The organism is Bradyrhizobium sp. 76 (assembly GCF_023073025.1).
Taxonomy (GTDB): Bacteria; Pseudomonadota; Alphaproteobacteria; order Rhizobiales; family Xanthobacteraceae; genus Bradyrhizobium.
The window spans coordinates 494,699-517,561 of the sequence record NZ_JADPIS010000103.1 but is presented as its reverse complement, the minus strand read 5'-3'; the positions used below and the strand labels follow the sequence as shown (position 1 = coordinate 517,561).

Below are 22,863 nucleotides of genomic sequence, written 5' to 3'. Positions count from 1 at the left end.
CACTCCAGAACTGAATTGTCGTAAGGTGGGCAAAGCGAAGCGTGCCCACCAGTTAGTCATGTGCGGAAGATGGTGGGCACGGCGAAGACGCCTTTGCCCACCCTACAGCACCTCTAATGCGTCGTCCGCAGCTCGCGCTCGCGCTGGATCACTTCGGTGGCGAGCCGCAGATAAGCTTCGCTGCCGACGCATTTGAGATCGTAGACCAGCACCGGCTTGCCGTAGGACGGCGCCTCCGAGATGCGCACGTTGCGCGGGATCATGGTCTTGTAGACCTTCTCGCCCATGAACTGCCGAACGTCGGCCACGACCTGGTTCGAGAGATTGTTGCGCGAGTCGAACATGGTCAGCACGATGCCGTGGATCGACAGGTTCGGATTGAGCGTCGAGCGCACCTGCTCCACCGTCTGGAGCAATTGCGACAGACCTTCGAGCGCGAAGAACTCGCACTGGAGCGGCACCAGGATCGCGTCCGAAGCCGCCATCGCGTTCACGGTGATCAGATTGAGCGAGGGCGGACAGTCGATCAGCACGTAGGTGTAATCGGCGTCGGGAGAGACGTTGTTGTTGAGCGCGCTGATCGCGTCACGCAGCTTGTACGCACGACCGGGCGTGGTGCCGAGCTCGAGCTCGAGGCCGGAGAGATCCATGGTCGAGGGCGCGATATGCAGCCGCGGCACTGCCGTCGACACCACCGCTTCCCGCAGGCTCGCCTCGCCTACCAGAACGTCATAGGTCGAGCAGGAGCGGTTGCGGCGATCAATGCCGAGGCCGGTCGAGGCGTTGCCCTGCGGATCGAGATCGACGATCAGGACACGTTCGCCGATCGCAGCGAGCGCCGTGCCGAGATTGATCGCCGTGGTTGTTTTTCCCACACCGCCCTTCTGATTCGCCAGCGCCAGGATGCGCGGATGGCCCTGCGGGACGGCGGCGGTTTGTTCTTGCTGCGGTTCGTCAATCACGCTCATCGCAAATTCCCCACTCGGCCCCTGACGCCTCACCCGCGCCGTTCGACGGAAGCCAGCTCGACGATCCAACCGTCGCCTGTACGGCTTTGGTGGAGCTGCGGCTGAATATTCCAATATTTAGTAGCTTCGGTCAATTCAGACTCTACATCTTGACCCTTGAGAAACAACGCTTTTGCGCCCTGGCGCATCAGCGGCTCCGCAAAGCCGATGAGTTGATGTAGCGGAGCCAGTGCACGCGCGGTGACGCAATCGACCGGGCCGGTGATTCTATCCACATTATCCCCGATCTCAGCGAGATGTACGACTCCCGGAGATGTAGTGACGCGGATGGCTTCGCGCAGGAAGGCTGCCTTCTTGGCGATTCGCTCGAGCAGATGGACGCTCGTTCCGGCCGTCCCCGCCATGGTGCAGGCCAAGACGACGCCCGGAAAGCCGCCGCCGCTGCCGAGGTCAGCCCAGCGTTTGGCCGAGGGGGCGAGAGCGACGAGCTGAAGCGAATCGGCGATGTGCCGGGTCCAGAGATGCGGCAATGTCGAGGGCGCGACGAGGTTGGTCTTGGCCTGCCACTCCCGCAGCAGCGCGATGTAGCGATCGAGCCGGAGCTCCGTTTCATGTGAAACGGGTGCGAGCTTGAGTGCCGCAACCTTGTCGGCCGCGATGACGGCGTCCAACGATCGATCGTTGGCGCTGGCCTTGTCGATCTTCGGTCTGGTCGGCGCCGGTTCGGAGCGACGACCGGCGCCCTCACCCGCCGAAGGTTTTCCTGATGACGATCTGTCGCCGCCCGGCTCGCGCTGTTTCACGTGAAACCTATGCGATTGCTTTGGAAGTCTTCCGCGCTTCGCGGCGGAGATAGGCCGCAAGGATGCCGAGCGCGGCCGGCGTCATGCCGTCGATTCGACCGGCCTGGCCAACGGTGAACGGCCGCGCCTTCTCCAACTTGGCCCTCACCTCGTTGGAGAGACCGGGGACCTGCTGGAAATCGACCTCCGACAGCACCATCCCCTCGTCCCGCCTGAAGGCTTCAACGTCGGCGCTCTGTCGCTCCAGATAGACATCGTACTTCGCGTCGATCTCGAGATGGGTGGCAATGACGGGATCAATGGCAGCGAGCTCCGGCCAGATCGCACGGACCTGACTCCAGCCGATGTCGGGATAGGCCATCAGCTCGAAGGCCGACCGCCGCTGACCGTCCCGGTTCAGGGACAGACCGTGCTTGATCGCTTCGTTCGGAGTGATCGTGAGCGACTTCGAGAGCGTCCGGGCGGCATTCAGGGCGTCCATCTTGGCGCGATGATGCACGGTTCGGGCGCTCCCCACGCATCCCAAGGCGATGCCCTTCTCGGTCAGACGCTGATCGGCGTTGTCCGCCCGCAATGTCAGCCGGTACTCGGCCCTTGAGGTGAACATCCGATAGGGTTCGCTGATGCCGCGGGTGACGAGGTCGTCGATCATGACGCCAAGATAGCCATCGGCGCGGTCGAACACCGTCAGCGCGGCGCCGCTCGCAGCCAATGCTGCGTTCAGCCCTGCAACGATGCCTTGGCCCGCAGCTTCCTCGTATCCGGTCGTGCCGTTGATCTGCCCGGCCAGGAACAAGCCGCGCAGACGCTTGGTCTGGAGGGTCGGATCGAGCTCACGGGGATCGATGTGGTCGTATTCGATGGCATAGCCCGGCCGGACCATCTTCACCCGCTCCAGGCCGGGAATGGTTGCGAGGATGGCGAGCTGGACTTCCTCCGGCAGCGAGGTCGAGATGCCGTTGGGATAGACGGTGCTGTCGTCGAGCCCTTCCGGCTCCAGGAAGATCTGGTGACCGTCGCGATCGCCGAAGCGAACGATCTTGTCCTCGATCGAGGGGCAATAGCGCGGTCCGGAGCTCTTGATCTGGCCCGAGTACATCGGAGAGCGATGGACATTGGCCCGGATCACGTCGTGGGTCGCAGGCGTGGTCCGGGTGATCCCGCACTGGATCTGTGGCGTCGTGATGCGCTCGGTCATCACCGAAAACGGCTCCGGAGGCTCGTCCCCCGGCTGCATTTCGACCGCCGACCAGTCGATCGTCGAGCCATCCAGACGCGGCGGGGTCCCTGTCTTGAGCCGCCCAAGGATAAACCCGGCGCGCTCGAACGAGGTCGAAAGGCCCATCGCCGGCGCCTCGCCAACCCTACCGGCCGGCCAGTTCTTCTCACCAAGATGGATCAGTCCGCGGAGGAAGGTGCCGGTGGTGACGACGACAGCCCCTGCCCGAAGTTCGCGGCCATCGGCCAGGCGCAGGCCGATCACCCGTCCCTCGACCACGATCAGCTCGTCCGCCTCGCCTTCGACCACGGAAAGACCCCCGGTCTCCCGGATCGCCACCTGCATCGCGGCGGCATAGAGCTTCCGGTCGGCCTGCGCACGCGGACCACGCACCGCCGGGCCTTTACGGCGATTGAGGACGCGAAACTGGATACCGCCGGCATCGCCAACCCGCCCCATCAGGCCATCGAGCGCGTCGACCTCACGAACCAGATGGCCCTTGCCGAGACCGCCAATGGCGGGATTGCAGGACATCGCGCCGACCGTGGAGAAACGGTGCGTGACAAGAGCGGTCGCCGCGCCCATCCGGGCAGAGGCAGAAGCGGCCTCACAGCCGGCGTGGCCGCCGCCAATCACGATGACGTCGAAGCTCTCTCGCTCTGTTCGCATGGGCGGACTTCTAACTCACAGGCAGGGAAGCCGGAAGCGGAAACTGGAGAGGCAGTTGTTTCACGTGAAACGGTGCAAAGCGGACCCAAGGTCTTTTGGCGAAAACAACCCCATGCACAGTAGAGTGGCCCTTGGAACCGTTGTCGTTTTTGTGAGAGGAAAAGGGGTCACGAGGGGAAAAGGGTGGTCTGAAGGCCAAGACGGGTCGGCGATCGGACCGCGACGGCAGGACCGTACCCCAAGGCCTTGCGAGCGGACAGACGCAATCAAGACCTTTCCGCGCACCCGCTCCCAAGGTGTTACCGCTTGCAGCGGGCCCATGCGCAAACCAGCGACTAGTCGATAAGTGTTTCACGTGAAACATCTTGAACCGAGCCGGCTCTGTTTCACGTGAAACACAAGAAGTGGAATGAAGGCTAGTTCTACAATGAAGAACTAGGACTACTTTCCAACACAGAATTTCTGGAAAATCGCCCCCAGGATGTCCTCGACATCCACCCGACCCAGCAGCCGGCCCAAGGCATAGGCGGCCGCGCGCAGCTCTTCGGCGGCAAGCTCCTCGCCCTCTTCTACTAGCTCAAGACTCCGGCGCAAGCTGTCCGCTGCGCGGCGCAGCAGATCCCGCTGCCGGGCCCGGGTCACCAACGCGCCCTCGGTCGTTCCGAAAAACTCGGCGGCGAATTTCACCAGGGCATCGACCAGCTCGGGAATGCCGTCACCCCGGCTGGCCGCGATTCCGAACTCACCACCCGGTCCGATACCCTCGACCCCGCCGAGATCGATCTTGTTGCGCACGATCCAGACCGAGCCGCCGGAGCGACTGCCTGCGTTGCCGGATTTCCCCTGCAACGGCATCGCGACCGGATCGACAACGCGCCCCGCCTCCACCAGCCACAACACGAGGTCGGCGTCTTCGGCTCGGGCTCGCGCCCGGCGAACACCCTCCTGCTCCACCGGATCGTCGGTCTCGCGAATGCCGGCGGTGTCGATCACCGTGACCGGATAGCCATCGAGATCGAGCTGCACCTCGATCACATCGCGTGTCGTGCCGGCATGCGGCGAGACGATCGCGACGTCGCGGCGCGCGAGCTGGTTGATCAGCGTCGACTTGCCGACGTTCGGCTCGCCTGCGATCGCAACCACCAGGCCGTCGCGCAAACGTTCAGCTTGTCCCTGTGCCGCAAGGACTTCTGCGATTTCGTCGTGCAGCGCATTGATCGCCTTGACCGCAGGCGCCATCAACTCGGCCGGCACATCGCCCTCGTCGGAGAAATCGATGCCGGCCTCGATCAAGGCCGAAGCCTCGATGATGCGCTCGCGCCAGTCGCGCGCGCGATTGCCGAGGAGACCCTGCAACTGCCGTAACGCCTGGCGGCGCTGGCGGTCGGTGTCGGCATGAATGAGATCGTCGAGGCCCTCCGCCTCAGTCAGGTCGAGCTTGCCGTTCTCGAAGGCGCGCCGGGTGAATTCGCCGGGCTCGGCAGCTCGCATATTCGGAATTACGGAAATGGCGGCAAAGAGTGCGGCCAGCACCGCGCGGCCGCCATGGACGTGAAATTCGGCGACATCCTCGCCCGTCGCGCTGCCCGGCCCCGGAAACCACAACACCACCGAATCGTCGATCGGCTGGCCCACGCCGTCATGAAGGAGCCGGCGGCTGGCCTGCCTCGGCGCCGGCAGCTTGCCCGCCAGCGTCGTCAACACCACGCTGGCGCCTAGCCCGGAGACGCGCACCACCGCGAGCGCGCTTGGCGGACGGCCGGACGACAGCGCAAAGATGGTCTGGTCTCGCGGATGCATGACCTATTTGTCCGGCTGAAAGCGAAAAGGCAAACATCCGTTTCGGCAGACAAATCGCGCGATTTGCTGCATCAATTCCCGCAGCAAACCGTTGCTGCGATGCAATAAATTCGCGAACATCTGCTGCAAGAACCGCTTCCAACGGAATAAGCGACGTCCATCGATCACCATATTCGTAAATTATATCAATATTTTATGCGACGTCCGCTCCAAGCGACAGACGCCCCACAATGCTGCATCTTCGCTGCAGCAAAGCCGCACAACGAAAAAGGGCGCCCGAAGGCGCCCTTTGATCATGCTGCACTGCAATCAGGTGTTCATCGAGTCGAAGAACTCGGAATTGCTCTTGGTCGAACGCAGCTTGTCGAGCAGGAAGTCGATACCATCCATCGTCCCCATCGGATTCAGGATGCGGCGGAGCACGTACATCTTCTTCAGGACGACCGGATCGGTGATCAGCTCTTCCTTGCGGGTGCCGGAGCGCGAAATGTCGATCGCCGGGAAGGTCCGTTTGTCCGAAACCTTGCGGTCGAGGATCAGCTCGGAGTTACCGGTGCCCTTGAACTCTTCGAAGATGACTTCGTCCATGCGGCTGCCGGTATCGACCAGCGCGGTCGCGATGATCGTCAGCGAGCCGCCTTCTTCGATGTTGCGGGCAGCGCCGAAGAAGCGCTTCGGCCGCTGCAGCGCGTTGGCATCGACACCGCCGGTCAGCACCTTGCCCGATGACGGCACCACGGTGTTGTAGGCGCGGCCGAGACGCGTGATGGAGTCCAGCAGGATCACGACGTCGCGGCCATGCTCGACCAGACGCTTGGCCTTCTCAATCACCATCTCGGCGACCTGGACGTGGCGCACCGCCGGTTCGTCGAAGGTCGAGGAGACGACCTCGCCCTTCACCGAGCGCTGCATGTCCGTGACTTCTTCCGGACGTTCGTCGATCAGGAGCACGATCAGATAGCACTCGGGATGATTATGCGCGATCGAGTGGGCGATGTTCTGCATCAGCACGGTCTTGCCCGTGCGCGGCGGCGCGACGATCAGAGCGCGCTGGCCTTTGCCGATCGGCGCGACGATGTCGATCACCCTTGCAGAAAGGTCTTTCCGCGTCGGGTCGTCGATTTCCATGCGGAAGCGCTGATTCGGAAACAGCGGCGTGAGGTTGTCGAAATTGACCTTGTGCTTGGCCTTTTCCGGATCCTCGAAATTGAGCGTGTTGACCTTCAGCAGCGCGAAATAGCGCTCGCCCTCCTTCGGGCTGCGGATGTGGCCTTCGATGGTGTCGCCGGTGCGCAGGCCAAAACGACGGATCTGCGAGGGCGAAACGTAGATGTCATCCGGGCCCGGCAGATAATTCGCATCGGGCGAGCGGAGGAAGCCGAAGCCGTCGGAGAGAACCTCGACGACGCCTTCGCCGACGATGTCGGTCTCGGCGAGCGCAAGCTGCTTGAGTATGGCGAACAGCAGCTCCTGCTTGCGCATGGTGCTGGCATTCTCGACCCCATTCTCTTCCGCGAACGAGACGAGCTCGGCCGGCGTCTTCGACTTGAGGTCCTGGAGTTTGATTTCCCGCATTGGGGTGGTCCTGTGGGGTAACCTGGGAGGGGGGTGCGAGGAGGCTCTGAAATGCGGACGCGAAAAGGTAAGGTCCGCAGGTCTGGCAAGGAGAGCGCCGGTGAGGCTTCAAACCTGATGGGGTGTCCGGCCTCTGGAAAGCTCAGACACGACCACATCCGCCTGCGTTGGGTGGGATATCGCTAATATAGAAAATCGCCTCACACTCCGCAAGCAGAAGCACTGAGCGATTGTTCGCGGCCGCTGCCTAGAACGGCTTCACGATCACCATGATGACGATCAGAATCATCAAGGCAGTCGGTACCTCGTTGATAATCCGATAGAATTTCTGGCTCCGGGGGCGCCGGTCCGCCGCGAAATCCTTCAACCAGCGCGAAAAAAAGCCGTGGACCGCGGACATCGCCAGGACCAGTGCCAGTTTTACGTGCAGCCAGCCGAAAGTGAACCAATGCCCGGCCCAGGCGAGATAAAGCCCGGCGAGCCAGGTCACGATCATGGCGGGGTTGATGATCGCCTTGAACAGCCGTCGTTCCATGATCTTGAACGTTTCCGACTGCTTCGAGCCGATTTCGGCCTCGCAATGATAAACGAACAGCCGCGGCAAATAGAGCATGCCCGCCATCCAGGAGATGACGGCGATCACATGCAGCGCCTTGATCCAGAGGTAGACGTCTTCAAACATGTCTGGGGTCCGGATTCCTGCCCAGCCGAGGGGAACGCTGGGGATAGTAAGGAGTCGTTAAGGTCTTGCCTGCACACATATCCGTCCGTAGCGCCCTTCTCCAATAAGAATCTTAGATTCTTAAGGTTTGAGTCTATGTGACGGTGAATTGGACTCACACATTTCCGTCCGCCCGTTCACACGCGCTTGTTCACATCCATCAACATATCCCTGATCGCTGTGGCGGCTTTCGATAAGTCGGTCAGCTTCAAAGGCTTGCGCGTTTCTGTCGGCAGCTTATCAAGAGGGTTATCGGCGCAATCCCGTTTCCCTTTCGGCAGGGCGTCGAAGTTGTTCTCAGGGGCAGTGGTGTGAAGAAAATTGGCACTTGTCCCGCCCCCGGTGTCGCACATCCCTTTCCAAGGGGTTAAGCTCCACAGAAATCCACAAACCACACCGGTTTCATACAAAGGGCTTTTGTGCCGACCTCGAGCAATTATTTCCATCTGCACCTCGTCTCCGACTCCACCGGTGAGACGCTGATCACGGTGGCGCGCGCCGTTGCCGCTCAGTACGCCAACGTGACCCCGGTCGAGCACGTCTATCCGTTGGTGCGCAGCCAGAAACAGCTTGATCGCGTGCTCGACGAGATCGAGGAAGCACCGGGAATCGTGCTGTTCACGCTGCTCGAGAAGGATCTGGTCGCCAGGCTCGAGGACAAGTGCAAGGGGATCAATGTTCCGAGCCTGTCGATCATCGGCCCGGTGATGCAGTTGTTCGAGGCGTATCTCGGAGCTGCCACGACCGGCCGGGTTGGCGCCCAGCACGTGCTCAATGCCGAATACTTCAAGCGCATCGACGCGTTGAACTACACGATGATCCACGATGACGGCCAGCATGTCGAAGGGCTCGATGATGCGGACGTGGTGCTCGTGGGCGTTTCCCGCACCTCCAAGACCCCGACCTCGATCTACCTCGCCAACCGCGGCATCCGCACTGCGAACGTGCCGCTGGTTCCAGGCATTCCGGTGCCCTCGCAACTGGAAACGTTGACGCGACCGCTGGTGGTGAGCTTGCATGCGACGCCGGAACGCTTGATTCAGGTGCGCACGAACCGCCTGCTCTCCATGGGCGCCGATTCCAGCAGCGACACCTATACCGACAAGCAGTCGGTCGCCGAAGAGGTCGCATTTGCCCGCAAGCTGAGCGCCAAGCACGATTGGCCGCTGCTCGACGTCACGCGGCGCTCGATCGAGGAAACCGCCGCGGCGATCATGAAACTCTATAGTGATCGCCAGCGTAACCGGCCTTCTCAATAGTCTTGTAATGGTCTTGGGAATAATTTGCGATGGGTCTGTGGCTCGGCAAATCTTCGTTGATCCTGGCCTCGCAGAGCAGCGCACGAAAGATGCTGCTGGCCAATGCCGGGCTCGAGTTCAAGGCGATTACGGCCGATATCGACGAGCGCGGCATCCAGGCCGCCTCCGGGCTTGCTGGTCCGCGCGAGATTGCGTTGCTGCTGGCGCGCGAAAAAGCCAAGGCAGTCTCGGCCCATCATGCTGGAAGCACCGTCATCGGTGCGGATCAAACGCTGGCGCTTGGTGATCGCCTCTTCAACAAGCCTGCGGGCCGGGCCCAGGCGTTGGCCCAACTGCGCGATCTCTCCGGCCATAGTCATGAGCTGAATTCCGCGGTGGCGATAGCACGTGACGGTGAGATCATCTTCGAGGACGTCTCGGTCGCGCGCCTCGTCATGCGGCAGATGACCGAGGCCGAGCTTTCGGCCTATCTCGACATCGCCGGCGATGCCGTCACCACCAGCGTCGGCGGCTATCAGCTCGAAAGCCTGGGCATCCATTTGTTCGAACGGATCGAGGGCGACCACTTCACCATTCTCGGTCTGCCGCTGCTGCCGCTGCTTGCGTTCCTGCGGCGCGAGCGGCTAGTTGCGGTGTGAATGTCAGAGATGGTTGGGCGCTGATGCGGATCCTGGGACTGACCGGCTCGATCGGGATGGGCAAATCCACCACCGCGAAATTATTCGCGGAGGCCGGCGTCCCTGTCTACGATGCCGATGCGGCCGTCCATCAGCTCTATGAGGGCGAGGCTGCGCCCGCGATCGAGGCCGCCTTCCCCGGCACCACCGCGAACGGCAAGGTCGATCGGCCAAAACTATCGGCGCGTGTGGTGCACGATGCTGCCGCCATCAAGCAGCTCGAGCAGATCGTTCATCCGATGCTCGGCGCTTCCCGGAAAAAATTCTTCGCCGACGCCGAAGCCGCCAACGCGCCGGTCGTGGTGCTGGACATTCCGCTGCTGTTCGAGACGGGGGGCGAGACGCGGGTCGATGCCGTGGTCGTGGTGACGACGTCTCCGGAACTGCAGCGCGAGCGGGTGCTGGCGCGCGGCACGATGGACGAGGCCAAGCTCGACGCCATCATCGCTAAGCAGACACCCGATGCGGAAAAGCGCAGGCGTGCCGATTTCGTGGTGGATACGTCGCATGGACTCGATCCAGTGCGCGCCCAAATCGCGCACATCCTCGCCGAGGTCGTTAAGATGCCGCAGCGGCGCGCCTGATTCGCCGCCTGGCACGGCTTACTTGATCATGCGCGAAATCGTTCTCGACACCGAAACCACCGGCCTCGACCCGCTGCGGGGAGATCGCCTGGTCGAAATCGGCTGCGTCGAGATGCTCAATCGCATGCCGACAGGGCAGAGTTTCCACGTCTACATCAATCCCGAAAGGGATATGCCGGCAGAAGCCTTTGCGGTGCACGGGCTGTCGGCCGAGTTTCTGGCGACCAAGCAGCTGTTCCATGAGGTCGTCGACGATTTTCTGGAGTTCATCGGCGACGCGCCGCTGGTGATCCACAATGCCTCGTTCGACATCAGCTTCATCAATGCCGAGCTCGACCGGATCAAGCGCCCGGCGATCCCGCGCGAGCGGCTGGTGGATACGCTGCTGCTGGCACGGCGCAAGCATCCCGGCGTGTCGAACCGGCTCGACGATCTCTGCTCGCGCTATGCGATCGACAATTCACGCCGCACCAAGCACGGCGCGTTGCTCGACGCCGAGTTGCTTGCGGAAGTCTATGTGGATCTGGTCGGGGCGCGGCAATCGCAGCTGCTGCTGGCTTCAGAATCCGAGGAGACTCGCGCCAATGGGGCTGCCGATGCGCCTCGGCGGCAACGGCCGGCGCCGCTCACCCCGCGGATTTCAGACGCCGAGCGCGAGGCCCACCGGGCCTTCATCGCAACGCTCGGCGACAAGGCGATCTGGAACGAGTTTCTGCCCGCTCCAGCTGCCCCTTTGGCTGGTTAAGCCTGGCCGCTCGGCTGAGCGGCCATTTGCCGCTCCATGTTCTGGCGATAGAGGCCGACGAAATCGACCGGATCCAGCATCAAAGGCGGGAACCCGCCGTCGCGCACGGCAGTGGCGATGATCTCACGGGCGAACGGGAACAGCAGGCGCGGGCATTCGATCATGACCAGCGGATGCAAATTGTCCTTCGGCACGTTGGAGATGCGGAACACGCCGGCATAAGCGAGCTCGAACGAGAACATGATCTTGCCGGCGGTCTCGGCCTTGCCCTCGACCGACAACGTCACCTCGAACTCCTGTTCGCTGAGGTTGTTGGCGCTGACATTGATCTGGATGTTGATCTGGGGCGGCTGGCTCTGCTGCTGGAGCGAGCTGGGCGCGTTCGGATTTTCGAACGAGAGGTCCTTGGTATATTGCGCCAGGACGTTGAGCTGGGGAGCCTGGGCCGCCTCGGGAGGGGTGCCGTTACCGTTGGTCATAAGAGTGTCTCCTTACCCGATTGGGCTGAATTTCGCGGCGGTTGGCTAACATAGGGCTACCTCGTTCCACAAGGACGAACGGTCCCGGATGGGGAATTCCGGCCACGCCCACAACTATGGCGTTCACCCCGTCGATCCCGCGCAACTGCGGCTTAAACGATTGAAGATGCGCGATTTCCGGGCAGGATCGGGTTTCCCCTTAAGCATAAAACGCGCTACACTCGGTGCTGTGCCAAAAGGCGCCATTGGCCGGGCAAGATTTCGTGCCTACATCCCACGGACCTGACGCGCGGACCCGAAATGGTGATGTAGACTTGCCGTTCCGGTATGGAACGGTCTACTGGCCGGATCGATTTTCTCGGCACGACCCTTTCGAACGGCCCCTTCTACAGACGACCAGAAAGCGAATACGACGTGGACATCTACACCATCATCTTCCTGGCGCTGGCGGTCTTCATCTTTCTGAGGCTGCGCAGCGTGCTGGGGCAGCGCACGGGCAACGAGCGGCCGCCGTTCGACCGCAACGCGCTTCAGGGTGCCCAGGACAAGAACGTCGTCACCATGCCGGGCAAGGTCATCGACCAGGCCCCCTTGGCGCCGACGGCCGAGCCGACCCCGCCCTCCGACCGCTGGAAGGGCCTGACCGAGCCGGGCACCGTGCTCGCCCAGGGTCTCGACTCCATTGTCGAAAAGGATTCCACCTTCGATCCGCGCCATTTCATCTCCGGCGCCCGCGGCGCCTATGAGATGATCGTGCTGGCCTTTGCCAATGGCGACCGCCGCGCGCTGCGCGACCTGTTGTCGTCGGAGGTCTATGAAAGCTTCGATGCCGCGATCAAGGAGCGCGAGAAGAACGAGCAGAAGACCGAAACGCGCTTTGTCTCGATCGACAAGGCCGAGCTCGTAGGCGCCGAGCTGCGCGACCGCACCGCCCAGCTCACGATCCGCTTCGTCTCGCAGATGATCTCGGCCACCCGGGACAAGGCCGGCAACATCGTCGACGGCAGCGCCGACACCATCGCCGACATCACCGACATCTGGACTTTCGCCCGCGACATCACCTCTCGCGATCCGAACTGGAAGCTGGTTGGCACCGGAAGCGCGAATTAAGGCTTTCCTGAAGACCAGCGCGACGGCGCTTTGCGCAGGTGCCGTCGCGCTGTCGTCGTTTTCACTCGGCGCCGAGGCGGCGCGGCGCCACTATCGCAGCCATCACCATCATCTCCCGGAATTGCCTGCCGCGCCGCCGCGCGCCTTGCCGTATCCGCAGCTCCCGCTGCCGTTCGAGATTCCCGGCGCGCAATATCTGCCGCTGGCCTGGGCCGACGTGAAGGGCTGGGGCGATGACAATCATCTCGCCGCCTACAAGACCTTTCGCGCCAGCTGCCGTCCGATCAGCGCACAGACCGGCGCTCCCGAACCCAAGGCTTTGGGCGCCTCGCTGGCCGAACCCTGCCGGGTCGCCAAATCGCTCGAGGCTACCGACGACGCCAGCGCCAAAACCTTCTTCGAGGAGAATTTCGCGCCGCTGCGGATCTCGCGCCTCGGCGAGCCCGACGGTTTCGTCACCGGCTATTACGAGCCGGTGCTGGAGGGATCGCGCACGCAGACCGACGTCTACAACGTCCCGGTCTATCGCCGCCCGTCGAACCTTTTCGTGCGCGGCTACAAGCAGGATTCGGTCAGCCTGCCCAACAAGGGCCCGGTCTATCGCAAGATCGGCCGCCGCAAGCTCGTGCCCTATTACGACCGCGCCGAGATCGAGGACGGCAAGATCGCCGGCCGCGGACTCGAGATTGCCTGGCTGAAGGACCCGACCGATCTGCTGTTCGCCCAGATCCAGGGCTCGGCGCGGATCAAGTTCGACGACGGCGGCACGGTCCGGCTCAATTACGATGCCTATAACGGCTATCCCTATACGGCGGTCGGTCGCATCCTGATCGAGCGCGGCATCATTCCGAAGGAAGAGATGTCGATGCAGAAGATCAGGGAGTGGATGGCGCAGACCCCCGACGGCGCCAGGGAGCTGCGGCGCCAGAACCGCTCCTACATCTTCTTCCGCGAGGTCAATCTGTCCGACAAGGAGGAGGCGGTCGGTGCGCAAGGTATCCCTCTGACGGCCGGCCGCTCGATCGCGGTGGACAAATCGCTCCACGTCTACGGCACGCCGTTCTTCATCGAAGGCGAGCTGCCGATCGATTCCGAACGCGCGAAGACGCCGTTCCATCGGTTGATGATCGCGCAGGACACCGGCTCGGCCATCATCGGGCCCGCGCGCGCGGATCTCTATTTCGGCGCGGGTCAGGAGGCCGGCCGCGTCTCCGGGCGGCTGCGCCATGCCATGCATTTCGTGATGCTGGTGCCGAAGGGCGTAGATCCTACGGCGCGCGCCGGGCGGCTCCCCGTGCCGGACCCGCGGCCTTCGGAGAAGATCGCAAAGATATTTCCGCAAACGGAGCCTGCGAAGGACAAGCCGGCGGCAGCCGTGGCGCAAAGCACGAGCGAGACCGTCGCTGTCGCCGGTCCAGTCCCGCTTCCGGTGCCGCGTCCCGTGATCGAGCCAGTTCAGGAGCCGCGGCGGCCGGTCAAGAATCGTTCCCATCGGCAGCAATGAAGCGATCGTCCCGTCCGCCCGTGCTGGAGCCTCGTCCCTCGCCGCGCCGTCGCGCGCTGAGCGAGGAAGAGCGCGCGCTGTGGGATGCGATCGCCAAGCAGGTCAAGCCGCTGAGGAAGCATCGTGCCGCCAAGGTGCAGGCTGCACCGCGCACCGAGCCTTCCCCCGCAGCGCCCGCCACGCGGCCTGCGTCATCGCCACGTCCGATTGCCGCTGCTCCGGCACCGCGTGCAGCGAAGCCGGCGGTGCCACCGCTGGCGCCGCTCGGCAAACGCGAGCGCACAAAACTGTCGCGCGGGCGCAGCGAGATCGAGGCGCGGCTCGATCTGCACGGCATGACCCAGATGCGCGCCCATCGCGCACTGACCGGCTTCCTGCACCGCGCCCACCATGACGGCCTGACCTTCGTGCTCGTCATCACCGGCAAGGGCCGAAGCGGCGGCGAAAGCGGCGTGCTGCGCCGTCAGGTGCCGGAATGGCTGAGCCTGCCGGAATTCCGCGCCTTCGTCGTGGGGTTCGAGGAAGCCGGCATCGGCCACGGCGGCGAGGGCGCGCTCTACGTGCGGATCAGGCGGGCGAGATTCTAGAACGGCCGCACGATTCCGACGCGCGGGATCAGCGTGAGGATCAGGCCAAAGATATTTGTCTTCCGATCTTCCGCCGGAATCAGCGGCGTCTCGCGCGCGGCGGGCAGCATCTTCACCGCGTGCAGGATCAGGAACATGCAGACGGCCCAGTTCGAGATCCAGCGCGAATAGTCGAACACCATCGCGAACATCACGAGACAGGCGAGGCTGACGCCGGCGAGCGCCGCAACCACGAGACGGCGATGCGTGTCGTTTGCGAGTGCGCCGATCAAATTCGCAAAATAGCGCCACAGCGGTGTGTGCAGCCAGATCAGCAACACGAACACGGGCACGCCGAGGATGTTGTGCGGCAGGCGGCCCCAGGTGTCGGAAATCTCCCTCGCCAGCGGCTGATACCAGATGTAGGCGAACTGCAGCAGGTCGGCCCGCGACGGATCGGCCATCCGGCTCTTCAGGTAGGCAACGAAATCCGCCTCCGGTATCGGCATCGTTCCCCAAAATTGCGCGGCGAAGAACAGCGCGGAGACGGCAAGCAAGGCGATGATGCCGAACGCGACATTGGTGCGACCGCAGCCGTGCGTCAGATAGTGCCTGATCACGACGATGGTGATGATGGTCGGCACATACATCAGGAGATGGATGTGGTGGATCAGGACGAGAATGATCGAGAACAGCGCAGCCAGCGCCACGAACAGCAGCGAGCCGGCCGGCACCAGCAGCAGGATGATCGCCAGCGCGCAGCCATAGATGTCGAAATGGCCGAGCGTGTGCATGAAATTCTTGAGGAAGAACGGCGAGCCCGCGATGAAGACGAACAGCGGCAACGTCTTCGCGGTGAAGCCGAACGTTGTCTGGAAGAGCCTTGCGTACAGCCCGAGCGTCGCCAGCCATGTCGCGCCGCCGAGCGCGAACACCAGCCATAGCGGCACCTTGTCGGTGAACAGGGCGACGATGGCCCCGATCAGCGCGCGCTTGATGAAGCCGAAATGATAGTCGACGAGGAGGTGGATGTAGGGGACGTAAGGCGGCAGCTGGATCTTGTGAACGAAGACGCCGACGATGGCCGCCGCGTTGATCGCGAGCAGGAGACGCCAGGGGTTTTGCAGGATGCGTGCGGTCACGCCGCATCCATAGCGCGGCCGCCCGGATTTACAAAATGAACCGGCTCAAATCCGCGTTCTTGGCGAGGTCGCCAACGTGCTTTTGCACGAAATCGGCGTCGACCCTGACGGTCTCGCCGCTGCGGTCGGGGGCGGTGAAGGAGATCTCGTCCAATACCCGCTCCATCACGGTCTGCAGCCGCCGCGCGCCGATGTTCTCGACGGTAGAATTCACGGCCACCGCGACGTCCGCAAGCGCGTCGATCGCGTTGTCGGTGATGTCGAGCGTGACGCCCTCGGTCTGCATCAGCGCGACATATTGCTTGATCAGCGAGGCCTCGGGCTCGGTCAGGATGCGGCGCATGTCGTCGCGGGTCAGCGCCTGCAGCTCGACGCGGATCGGCAGGCGGCCCTGCAGTTCCGGCAGCAAATCGGACGGCTTGGCGACGTGGAAGGCGCCTGAGGCAATGAACAGGATGTGGTCGGTCTTCACCGCGCCGTGCTTGGTCGAGACCGTGGTGCCCTCGATCAGCGGCAACAGGTCGCGCTGCACACCCTCGCGCGAGACGTCGCCGCCGGCGCGGCCTTCACGGGCGCAGATCTTGTCGATCTCGTCCAGGAACACGATGCCGTTGTTCTCGACCGCGCTGATCGCCTCCAGCGTCAACTGATCGCTGTCGAGCAGCTTGTCGGATTCCTCGTTGATGAGGATCTCGTGCGAGCTCTCCACCGTCAGCCGCCGCGTCTTGCTGCGTCCGCCGAGCTTGCCGAAGATGTCGCCGATCGAAACCGCGCCCATCTGCGCGCCGGGCATGCCGGGGATCTCGAACATCGGAAAGCCGCTGCCGCCGCCTTGCGTCTCGATCTCGATTTCCTTGTCGTTGAGCTCGCCCGCGCGCAGCTTCTTGCGGAAGGAGTCCCTCGTTGCGGCGCTGGAATTGGCACCGACCAGGGCATCGAGCACGCGCTCCTCGGCGGCGAGCTGCGCGCGTGCCTGCACGTCCTTGCGCTTGCGCTCGCGGACCTGGGCAATCGCGACCTCGACGAGATCGCGCACGATCTGCTCGACGTCGCGGCCGACATAGCCGACCTCGGTGAATTTCGTCGCCTCCACCTTCAGGAACGGCGCGTTGGCAAGCTTGGCGAGCCGCCGCGCGATCTCGGTCTTGCCGACGCCGGTGGGGCCGATCATCAGGATGTTCTTCGGTAGCACTTCTTCGCGCAAGGAGCCTTCGAGCTGCTGCCGCCGCCAGCGGTTGCGCAGCGCGATCGAGACGGCGCGCTTGGCATCGGCCTGGCCGACGATGAAACGGTCGAGTTCGGAAACGATTTCGCGGGGAGAAAAGTCTGTCATGGGACCTTAGCTAGGATCAGATGCGGGGCGGGACAAGCCGCTTTTTTTGCCGTCAGATGATCGGCGGACCCGATTGCCATTGTTTCACGGCCTCGATCGGATGGATCAGCATCAGGATATTGAGCGTCAGATTGTCGCGAATATGGAGCGCCAGCATGATTTCGAAGGCGAGCCCGAGCAGGACGGTCACCGATACAGGCAGCAGGCGCGCGGCGAGGAAGCCCAGCATCATGGACAAATTGTCAGAAACCGAATTGACGATGCTATCGCCGAAATAATCCAGCGAGATCGTTCCGGCGCGGTAGCGTTCGATGATGAAAGGCGAGTTCTCGACGATCTCCCAGGCACCTTCGATCAGCATCGCGACGATCAGGCGCGCGGGCCAGGACAGAGACACGAACGGCAGCCGCGCGAACAGCAGCCAGGTCAGCCCGTAGAACAGGAAGCCGTGCAGGATGTGCGAGAAGCTGTACCAGTCGGCGATGTGCTGCGAATTCTCCGAGCTGTTCACCACGCCATGCCACAGCTTGACATAGCCGCAGGTGCAGATCGGCACCCGGCCCATCGCGAGCAGGATCGAGGCCTGCATCGCCAGCAGCAGCAGCGCGATGCCGACCCAGGCGAGCGGTGGAAACGCGGCCTTGCTTTCGTATGTGCTTGTCAGCGTCATGCCTCGCGCACCATCAGCAGCGCTGCTCCGTCGGGCGTCTCGACCATGCGGTCGCGGATAAAGCCGGCCTTCTCATAGGCGCGCACGGCGCGCGCGTTGAGCGGATCAGGATCAGTGACGATGCGCGGCAGACCGTCTCGTAACTGCGCGTCGGCGAATTGGCGGATGAATGCCGAACCGTGCCCGCGCGCGATCATGTCGCTTTCGCCGATGAACTGATCGATGCCACGGGTGGCCTCCGGTTGCGGCCCAAGACCCGTATTCCAGGCGGTCAGGCGGTAGCATTGAAGATAGCCGAACGGCTTGCCGTCGGCCAACACGATGAACTGGTCCATGTCCGGCTCATCCAGATCGCCGCTCACGAGCGCGAACTGCTCGTCCGGATCGCCCCACCAGTCCCGCACATGAGCTTCGCCGAGCCATCGCCGGATTAGCGGCAGATCGGCCGCGGTCATCGGGCGGAAGGTGTAGGCGGGGGCCATGGCCTACCCGGCCGACAGCGCTTCGACAGTGACGTTACGGTTGGTGTAGACGCAGATGTCGGCAGCGATGTCGAGGGAGCGGCGGACGATGGTCTCGGCGTCCTTGTCGGTGTCGAGCAAGGCGCGTGCGGCCGCCAGCGCGTAATTTCCGCCCGAACCGATCGCCATGACGCCGGCTTCGGGCTCCAGCACGTCGCCGGTACCTGTCAGCACCAGGGAAACGTCCTTGTCGGCGACGATCATCATGGCCTCCAGCCGTCGCAAATAACGGTCGGTGCGCCAATCCTTGGCGAGCTCGACGGCGGCCCGGGTCAATTGCCCCGGATATTGCTCGAGTTTGGCTTCCAAACGCTCGAACAGCGTGAAGGCGTCGGCCGTGGCGCCGGCAAAGCCGCCGATGACGTCGCCCTTGCCGAGTTTCCGGACCTTCCTGGCGTTGTGCTTGATCACGGTCTGGCCGATCGAGACCTGGCCGTCGCCGCCGACCACCACCGTGCCGCCCTTGCGGACCGTCAAAATCGTGGTGCCGTGCCAGACCGGCGAGCTGTTTGGGGAGTCCTGCATGAATGATCCTCGTTGTCCGGCCTGATTTAGGCGGTCGGGGCCAAGGGGACAACTGGCCCACAACGGGCCGCTCCGGGCCCAATTTCGCTCACCATAGGCAGAAGTAGAGGCCCGGCCAGCCGTTCCCGCAGTAGCGAAGGCGTCATTTGGCTGTTAAAAGACCGGCGTTTTCGGCCCGAACGAGGATGAAAGCTAGTTTTGATGCGCACCGCGACGATCAAGCGCAAGACCAAGGAAACCGACATCGAGGTCACCGTGAACCTCGATGGCACCGGCGTGTCCAACATCGCGACCGGCATCGGCTTTTTCGACCATATGCTCGATCTCCTCGCCCGCCATTCCCGAATCGACCTCACGGTCAAGGCGGTCGGCGATCTGCACATTGATCATCACCATACCACCGAAGACACCGGCATCGCGCTCGGCCAGGCCGTCAGGCAGGCGCTCGGCAACATGGCGGGCATCACCCGCTATGCCGGCGTGCACATGCCCATGGACGAGACGCTGTCGCGCGTGGTCATCGACATCTCGGGCCGCCCGGTCCTGGTGTTCAAGGTCGACTTCCCACGCGATAAGATCGGCGAGTTCGACACCGAGCTGGTGCGCGAGTGGTTCCAGGCCTTCGCCATGAACGCGGGCGTGACTCTTCACGTCGAGACCCTATATGGCGATAACAGCCACCATATCGCCGAGTCCTGCTTCAAGGGTCTGGCACGGGCGCTGCGCACCGCCGTCGCGATCGATCCGAAGGCTGTGGGCGAAATCCCGTCCACCAAGGGCTCGCTCGGCGGCTGACATCTTTCGGCCCGCGGCCCGCGCCTTTGCGGTATCACTGAATTCCTAGGGAACGGGGCATCGCCATGTCCGTCTACACAGTTCATGCTCCCTCACCTGCCGGAGCCGATCTGCGCGCGACCGACAAGTTCGTCTTCGTGCGTGACGGCTTCCATTTCTGGGCGATGATCTTCGGACCGTTCTGGCTGCTGTGGAATCGGCTGTGGCTGGCGCTGATCGGCTGGGTGATCTTCGTTGCCGCCTTCAATGTCGGGCTGTCCAGCCTCGGCGTCGGCCGGTCGTCGATCTTCTTCGCCGACATCATCGTCGCGCTCCTGATGGGATTCGAAGCCTCCAGCCTGCGCCGCTGGACGCTGTCGCGCGGAAAATGGCGGCAGCTCGACGTGGTGATTTCGGACGACGAGGACACCGCCGAGCGCCGCTTTTTCGAGCGCTGGAGCCAGAAGCAGCGCGGCATCGTCAATGATCAATGGGCCGTCGATCGCGGCGGCCCGCCGCCGACCCGCAACGTGCCGGGTCAGCAATTTTCCAACCCGCCGCCAATGCCGGCGGGTGGCATCATTGGTTTGTTTCCAGAACCGGGAGGGTCAAGATGAGCGTCGCCATCATCGATTACGGTTCCGGCAATCTGCATTCGGCCGCCAAGGCGTTCGAGCGCGCCGCGCGCAGCATGGAGAACCCGCAAAAGGTCTTCGTCACCAGCGATCCGGACCAGGCCTACAGCGCCGACCGTCTGGTGCTGCCGGGCGTCGGCGCCTTCGCCGATTGCCGGCGTGGGCTCGATGCGGTCAACGGCATGGTCGAGGCGATCACCGAAGCGGTGCGGGTCAAGGCGCGGCCGATGTTCGGCATCTGCGTCGGTATGCAGCTGTTCGCCACCCGCGGCAAGGAGCATGTCATTACGCAAGGCCTGAACTGGATCGGCGGCGACGTCGAGAAGATCACGCCGCGCGACGAGAGCCTGAAGATCCCGCACATGGGTTGGAATACGCTCGATGTGCTGCGCGAGCACCCGGTGCTGGACAAGCTGCCGCTCGGCCCCAAGGGCCAGCACGCTTACTTCGTGCACTCCTACCACCTCAACGCCGCCAACGAGGCGGACGTGCTCGCGCGCGCCGATTACGGCGGGCCCGTTACCGCGATCGTCGGCAAGGACACGGCCATCGGGACGCAGTTTCACCCCGAGAAGAGCCAGCGCTTTGGTTTGGCCCTGATCTCGAACTTTTTGCGATGGAAACCGTGATTCTCTTTCCCGCGATCGACCTCAAGAACGGCCAATGCGTGCGCCTCGAACAGGGCGACATGGCGCGCGCGACCGTGTTCAACCTCAATCCCGCCGCGCAGGCCGAGAGCTTCGTCGCGCAGGGCTTTGAGTATCTCCATGTCGTCGATCTCGACGGCGCGTTTGCCGGCAAGCCGGTGAATGCGCAGGCCGTTGAGGCGATGCTGAAGACGATCAAGATTCCGGTGCAGCTCGGTGGCGGCATTCGCGATCTCGCGACTGTCGAAGCCTGGCTCGACAAGGGCATCACCCGTGTCATCATCGGCACCGCCGCCGTGCGCGACCCTGAATTGGTGAAGGCGGCTGCCAGGAAATTCCCCGGCCGCGTCGCGGTCGGGCTCGATGCACGTGACGGCAAGGTCGCGGTCGAAGGCTGGGCCGAGACCTCGCAGGTGACGGTGCCGGAGATTGCACGGCGTTTCGAGGATGCCGGCGTCGCCGCCATCATCTTCACCGACATCGCGCGCGACGGCCTGCTCAAGGGCCTGAATCTCGATGCGACCATCGCGCTGGCGGATGCGATCTCGATTCCCGTGATCGCCTCCGGTGGCCTCGCCTCGATCGAGGACGTCAAGGCGATGCTGACGCCGCGCGCGAAAAAGCTCGCCGGCGCGATCGCAGGCCGCGCGCTCTATGACGGTCGGCTCGAGCCGGCCGCCGCCCTCACCTTGATCCGCAACGCGCGCGCCGCCTAGGAGCTGACACATGTTCAAGGTGCGCGTGATCCCCTGCCTCGACGTCAAGGACGGCCGCGTCGTCAAGGGTGTCAACTTCGTTGATTTGCGCGACGCCGGTGACCCCGTCGAAGCGGCGATCGCCTATGACGCCGCCGGCGCGGACGAACTCACCTTCCTCGACATCACCGCGACCCACGAGAATCGCGGCATCATGCTGGACGTGGTCCGACGCACCGCTGAAGCCTGCTTCATGCCTGTGACCGTCGGCGGCGGCGTGCGTGAGGTCAACGACATCAAGACCCTCCTGCGCGCCGGCGCTGACAAGGTCTCGATCAACAGCGCCGCGGTGTCGCGGCGCGAGTTCGTCAAGGAAGCCGCCGAGAAATTCGGCGGGCAGTGCGTGGTGGTCGCGATCGATGCCAAGCGGGTCAAGCGCGCCGGTGGCGGAGAGCGCTGGGAGATCTTCACCCATGGCGGCCGCAACTCGACCGGCATCGACGCCATCGAATATGCCCAGGAGGTGGTCTCGCTCGGCGCCGGTGAAATCCTGCTCACCTCAATGGACCGCGACGGCACGCGGCAGGGTTTTGACATCCCGCTGACCCGGGCGATCGCCGACAGCATTCCCGTTCCCGTGATCGCTTCGGGCGGCGTCGGCAATCTCGACCACCTCGTCGACGGTATTCGCGATGGCCACGCCACCGCCGTGCTGGCCGCCTCGATCTTTCATTTCGGGGAATTCACCATCCGCGAAGCCAAGGAGCACATGTCCCGGCGCGGGCTGCCCATGCGCCTCGATGCCTGACGACTCCCGTCCCTAAAAATGCTACATCATCGGCGGGAACCGGCTTATCCCGCCAGGTAACCGGCCAATCATCGGCCAAGGCGCGTTTTCCGAGTATTTGTATGCCGCGTTTCACGATCCACGACCTGGCCGAGACCATCGACGCCCGCGCGGCAGCGGGTGGCGAGGCGTCCTATACCCGCAAGCTCCTCGACAAGGGCGCCGAACATTGCGCCAAGAAGTTCGGAGAGGAAGCAGTCGAAACCGTAATCGCAGCAGTCGAAAACGATCGCGCGCATCTGATCGCGGAAGGCGCCGACCTGCTCTATCATTTCCTTGTGCTGCTCAAGGCCCGCGGCGTAAAGCTGGAAGAGGTCGAGGCCGCATTGGACAAGCGGACCAATATGTCAGGGTTGGAAGAAAAGGCGTCGCGCAAGGGCGGCAGCTAGCCGAGG

Annotated in this window: 26 protein-coding genes; 13 read left to right on the top strand and 13 right to left on the bottom strand. The window is 63.4% G+C overall.

The window, feature by feature from the left end:
- Positions 1-113: 113 nt before the first annotated feature.
- The 7 genes from IVB48_RS28765 to IVB48_RS28735 form a co-directional block, all read right to left on the bottom strand.
- A complete protein-coding gene (locus IVB48_RS28765; protein WP_007598621.1) occupies positions 114-968 on the bottom strand; it encodes a ParA family protein in 855 nt (284 codons plus the stop codon).
- A 29-nt stretch (positions 969-997) separates the two neighbouring features.
- The gene (gene rsmG / locus IVB48_RS28760; protein ID WP_247405188.1) at positions 998-1,639 is read right to left on the bottom strand and encodes a 16S rRNA (guanine(527)-N(7))-methyltransferase RsmG; all 642 of its coding nucleotides are present in this window, start codon (positions 1,637-1,639) and stop codon (positions 998-1,000) included.
- A gap of 139 nt (positions 1,640-1,778) precedes the next feature.
- Complete coding sequence (mnmG, locus tag IVB48_RS28755) at positions 1,779-3,659, bottom strand: tRNA uridine-5-carboxymethylaminomethyl(34) synthesis enzyme MnmG (RefSeq protein WP_247405186.1); 1,881 nt, start codon at positions 3,657-3,659, stop codon at positions 1,779-1,781.
- Between the two features lie 441 nt (positions 3,660-4,100).
- Complete coding sequence (mnmE, locus tag IVB48_RS28750; RefSeq protein WP_027566250.1) at positions 4,101-5,459, bottom strand: tRNA uridine-5-carboxymethylaminomethyl(34) synthesis GTPase MnmE; 1,359 nt, start codon at positions 5,457-5,459, stop codon at positions 4,101-4,103.
- A gap of 309 nt (positions 5,460-5,768) precedes the next feature.
- Positions 5,769-7,034 (bottom strand): transcription termination factor Rho, encoded by a 1,266-nt coding sequence (rho, locus tag IVB48_RS28745; protein WP_007598612.1) that lies wholly within the window; start codon positions 7,032-7,034, stop codon positions 5,769-5,771.
- 247 nt (positions 7,035-7,281) lie between these two features.
- Entirely contained in the window at positions 7,282-7,716 is a 435-nt protein-coding gene (gene hemJ / locus IVB48_RS28740; protein WP_007604072.1) for a protoporphyrinogen oxidase HemJ, read from the bottom strand.
- Positions 7,717-7,892: 176 nt separating this feature from the next.
- Positions 7,893-8,108 (bottom strand): hypothetical protein, encoded by a 216-nt coding sequence (locus IVB48_RS28735; RefSeq protein ID WP_247357362.1) that lies wholly within the window; start codon positions 8,106-8,108, stop codon positions 7,893-7,895.
- Positions 8,109-8,174: 66 nt separating this feature from the next.
- Here IVB48_RS28735 and IVB48_RS28730 point away from each other — a divergent pair, with 66 nt between their 5' ends.
- From IVB48_RS28730 to dnaQ, 4 genes are read left to right on the top strand one after another with little or no spacing between them, the layout of a single operon-like run.
- Entirely contained in the window at positions 8,175-9,014 is an 840-nt protein-coding gene (locus tag IVB48_RS28730) for a pyruvate, water dikinase regulatory protein (protein ID WP_247405184.1), read from the top strand.
- A gap of 29 nt (positions 9,015-9,043) precedes the next feature.
- Positions 9,044-9,652 carry a Maf family nucleotide pyrophosphatase gene (locus tag IVB48_RS28725; protein ID WP_247405182.1) on the top strand — a complete coding sequence of 203 codons (609 nt, stop codon included), beginning with the start codon at positions 9,044-9,046 and terminating at the stop codon, positions 9,650-9,652.
- A 23-nt stretch (positions 9,653-9,675) separates the two neighbouring features.
- On the top strand, positions 9,676-10,275 hold the full coding sequence (gene coaE, locus IVB48_RS28720; protein ID WP_247285461.1) for a dephospho-CoA kinase: 600 nt from the start codon (positions 9,676-9,678) through the stop codon (positions 10,273-10,275).
- A gap of 28 nt (positions 10,276-10,303) precedes the next feature.
- Positions 10,304-11,020, top strand: coding sequence for a DNA polymerase III subunit epsilon (dnaQ, locus tag IVB48_RS28715; RefSeq protein WP_018459637.1), 717 nt, complete (start codon positions 10,304-10,306; stop codon positions 11,018-11,020).
- Here dnaQ and secB read toward each other — a convergent pair.
- Positions 11,017-11,499 carry a protein-export chaperone SecB gene (gene secB, locus IVB48_RS28710; protein WP_007598595.1) on the bottom strand — a complete coding sequence of 161 codons (483 nt, stop codon included), beginning with the start codon at positions 11,497-11,499 and terminating at the stop codon, positions 11,017-11,019. The two genes, dnaQ and secB, sit on opposite strands and share 4 nt — an antisense overlap.
- A gap of 414 nt (positions 11,500-11,913) precedes the next feature.
- Between secB and IVB48_RS28705 the strand changes: the two genes are divergently transcribed.
- From IVB48_RS28705 to IVB48_RS28695, 3 genes are read left to right on the top strand one after another with little or no spacing between them, the layout of a single operon-like run.
- Positions 11,914-12,609: a Tim44/TimA family putative adaptor protein gene (locus tag IVB48_RS28705; RefSeq protein ID WP_247405180.1), complete on the top strand. Its 696-nt coding sequence runs from the start codon at positions 11,914-11,916 to the stop codon at positions 12,607-12,609.
- Entirely contained in the window at positions 12,587-14,113 is a 1,527-nt protein-coding gene (locus IVB48_RS28700) for an MltA domain-containing protein (RefSeq protein WP_247405178.1), read from the top strand. The genes IVB48_RS28705 and IVB48_RS28700 overlap by 23 nt, the downstream gene beginning before the upstream one ends.
- Positions 14,110-14,700: a Smr/MutS family protein gene (locus IVB48_RS28695; protein ID WP_247405176.1), complete on the top strand. Its 591-nt coding sequence runs from the start codon at positions 14,110-14,112 to the stop codon at positions 14,698-14,700. Before IVB48_RS28700 ends, IVB48_RS28695 begins: the two co-directional genes overlap by 4 nt.
- Here IVB48_RS28695 and IVB48_RS28690 read toward each other — a convergent pair.
- The 5 genes from IVB48_RS28690 to hslV are packed head-to-tail and all read right to left on the bottom strand — an operon-like array spanning position 14,697 to position 18,870.
- On the bottom strand, positions 14,697-15,821 hold the full coding sequence (locus IVB48_RS28690; protein WP_247405174.1) for a hypothetical protein: 1,125 nt from the start codon (positions 15,819-15,821) through the stop codon (positions 14,697-14,699). The genes IVB48_RS28695 and IVB48_RS28690 overlap by 4 nt on opposite strands.
- 28 nt (positions 15,822-15,849) lie before the next feature.
- Positions 15,850-17,154 carry an ATP-dependent protease ATPase subunit HslU gene (gene hslU, locus IVB48_RS28685; protein WP_027566241.1) on the bottom strand — a complete coding sequence of 435 codons (1,305 nt, stop codon included), beginning with the start codon at positions 17,152-17,154 and terminating at the stop codon, positions 15,850-15,852.
- 52 nt (positions 17,155-17,206) lie between these two features.
- Positions 17,207-17,824 carry a DUF2585 domain-containing protein gene (locus IVB48_RS28680; protein WP_247405171.1) on the bottom strand — a complete coding sequence of 206 codons (618 nt, stop codon included), beginning with the start codon at positions 17,822-17,824 and terminating at the stop codon, positions 17,207-17,209.
- The gene (locus IVB48_RS28675) at positions 17,821-18,306 is read right to left on the bottom strand and encodes a GNAT family N-acetyltransferase (protein WP_027566239.1); all 486 of its coding nucleotides are present in this window, start codon (positions 18,304-18,306) and stop codon (positions 17,821-17,823) included. Before IVB48_RS28675 ends, IVB48_RS28680 begins: the two co-directional genes overlap by 4 nt.
- A 3-nt stretch (positions 18,307-18,309) precedes the next feature.
- On the bottom strand, positions 18,310-18,870 hold the full coding sequence (hslV, locus tag IVB48_RS28670; protein WP_027566238.1) for an ATP-dependent protease subunit HslV: 561 nt from the start codon (positions 18,868-18,870) through the stop codon (positions 18,310-18,312).
- 201 nt (positions 18,871-19,071) lie between these two features.
- Between hslV and hisB the strand changes: the two genes are divergently transcribed.
- The 6 genes from hisB (at position 19,072) to IVB48_RS28640 (ending at position 22,857) form a co-directional block, all read left to right on the top strand.
- On the top strand, positions 19,072-19,665 hold the full coding sequence (gene hisB, locus IVB48_RS28665; RefSeq protein ID WP_027566237.1) for an imidazoleglycerol-phosphate dehydratase HisB: 594 nt from the start codon (positions 19,072-19,074) through the stop codon (positions 19,663-19,665).
- Between the two features lie 65 nt (positions 19,666-19,730).
- A complete protein-coding gene (locus tag IVB48_RS28660; RefSeq protein ID WP_247285043.1) occupies positions 19,731-20,261 on the top strand; it encodes a DUF2628 domain-containing protein in 531 nt (176 codons plus the stop codon).
- Positions 20,258-20,908 (top strand): imidazole glycerol phosphate synthase subunit HisH, encoded by a 651-nt coding sequence (gene hisH / locus IVB48_RS28655; protein WP_027566236.1) that lies wholly within the window; start codon positions 20,258-20,260, stop codon positions 20,906-20,908. Before IVB48_RS28660 ends, hisH begins: the two co-directional genes overlap by 4 nt.
- Positions 20,905-21,642, top strand: coding sequence for a 1-(5-phosphoribosyl)-5-[(5-phosphoribosylamino)methylideneamino]imidazole-4-carboxamide isomerase (hisA, locus tag IVB48_RS28650; protein WP_247405478.1), 738 nt, complete (start codon positions 20,905-20,907; stop codon positions 21,640-21,642). The genes hisH and hisA overlap by 4 nt, the downstream gene beginning before the upstream one ends.
- A 10-nt stretch (positions 21,643-21,652) precedes the next feature.
- Complete coding sequence (gene hisF, locus IVB48_RS28645) at positions 21,653-22,429, top strand: imidazole glycerol phosphate synthase subunit HisF (RefSeq protein WP_007604055.1); 777 nt, start codon at positions 21,653-21,655, stop codon at positions 22,427-22,429.
- A gap of 101 nt (positions 22,430-22,530) precedes the next feature.
- Positions 22,531-22,857 carry a phosphoribosyl-ATP diphosphatase gene (locus IVB48_RS28640; RefSeq protein WP_007598445.1) on the top strand — a complete coding sequence of 109 codons (327 nt, stop codon included), beginning with the start codon at positions 22,531-22,533 and terminating at the stop codon, positions 22,855-22,857.
- The last annotated feature ends 6 nt before the right edge of the window (positions 22,858-22,863 follow it).